A 1,504-nucleotide genomic window follows, 5' to 3' on the forward strand; every position below is an offset into this window, starting at 1 on the left:
GACCGCGTGCTGGCGATCCGAGAGACGGTACGTGTCCAGCTGGTCTTTCGAGATATCGATACCGATGATATCCTGCATCTGTCTTTTCCTTACCTCTGCTTGTCATGCAGGCCCAAAGCCCTGCTATCCGTTCAGGTCATGAGAAAAGACGGGGGCGATCACACTACCGCACGGCCCAGAACGGCCGACCCATTCCCGATCCGTCCCCCGCCGCTTCCCGGCATGTTTGGGGAGCCGGGAAGCGGCTCCCTTATCGCAAAGGAGCCGAGGGAAGTCATAAGACAAGCCCTTCAGGCGCGCATCTCAGCTGGGACATTTATGGCGACCGGCTAAACACCCTCGGGTGCGTCTGCAAGTTGGCAATCCCGCATCGACAGCTGTGCGGAAGACACATTGACCTTGCCCACCTTTGCAGCGGGCCAAACAAACCGCCCCTTCTCCAACCGCTTGCTGAACAAGCACGCACATTGTGCATCCCACCAGATGATCTTCAGCAGATCACCGCGCCGCCCCCGGAACACAAACAGATGCCGGGAATAAGGATCGAGCGCCAAAACCTTCCCGGCCTGCGCAGCAAGCGTGTGGAACACACGCCGCATTCCCGTGACGCCCGCCGCCAACCAGACCCGCGTACTGCTCGGTACGGAGATCAAATCGCCAGGCCCTGAACAAGACTGACGACAGCCGTCAGCGCGGCTGGCCCTTCAACAAGAATGCGCCGGCCATCGGACAAGGTGATATCGACACCACTTACTGACAGAGGGGCAGACGAAAACGACCGGCGTATCACCGGAATTGCCGTCGTGAGCGACATCTCCCTCAATCTCGACAGGTAGAAACATGCCGCTCCGACACCCGCTCCCCGTCAGCGCGCAGATCCCGGTGGATGCGTTTGGATCCGTAGCGTTCCTTGCGGGCTTCGAAACAATGGCTATCCGCTCCAGCAGCGCCCTGCGCGGAGCCCCGCGGTCATCACGACCGGGCGTGCTGGCGTGGCGTCCATAGAGCCAGCTGCGCGACAGGCACAGCAGCCGGCAGAGTGTCGAAACCGCGTTCTCCGGCTGACAAAGCCCTACCGGTGCCACGGTCAGTCAAACTGGGCTTTCCGGGCCGTGCTGAACGCGCGCTTATTTATCTTTCAGGACGGGAAAAAGGGGCTCGCAGGCGAACTCGGAGCGGTGCCGTGCGCCTGCTCACTTATCTGTAAGTCCCGTTCTTATCCGCGAGCCGCTTGTTCTTCTGGCGCAAGCGTTCCAGCTCAGCGGCATCGGCTTTCAGCCGGCGTTTCGCTTCCGACCAGCCGAACACCTCGATCTCTGGCCGCCAGGTGTTCAGCTGAGTGCTGATGACCCCCAGCTCTTTCGCAACGCTGCCCTGCGTCGCCCCCGGTTCGTAAAGCCGCGTGGATCCCGTTCGATGCGGTGCCTCAACCAATGGCGCACCTTGCATCTCACCCTTGAATTCGTCCGCATATTCCCGTCGATGCCGTCCCATCTCTTGCTCC

General features: G+C 61.0%; 2 protein-coding genes. Both read right to left on the minus strand.

Features of this window, described 5'->3' with window-relative positions; all coding sequences use genetic code 11:
• Positions 1-329: 329 nt before the first annotated feature.
• On the minus strand, positions 330-653 hold the full coding sequence (gene tnpB, locus FEV53_RS20215; protein WP_142836406.1) for an IS66 family insertion sequence element accessory protein TnpB: 324 nt from the start codon (positions 651-653) through the stop codon (positions 330-332).
• A gap of 544 nt (positions 654-1,197) precedes the next feature.
• Positions 1,198-1,504, minus strand: a 307-nt coding sequence (locus tag FEV53_RS20220; protein WP_221931700.1) for a transposase, incomplete at its 5' end; no start/stop codon positions are given.

It is taken from the genome of Palleronia caenipelagi, assembly GCF_007004065.1.
Taxonomy (GTDB): domain Bacteria; phylum Pseudomonadota; class Alphaproteobacteria; order Rhodobacterales; family Rhodobacteraceae; genus Palleronia; species Palleronia caenipelagi.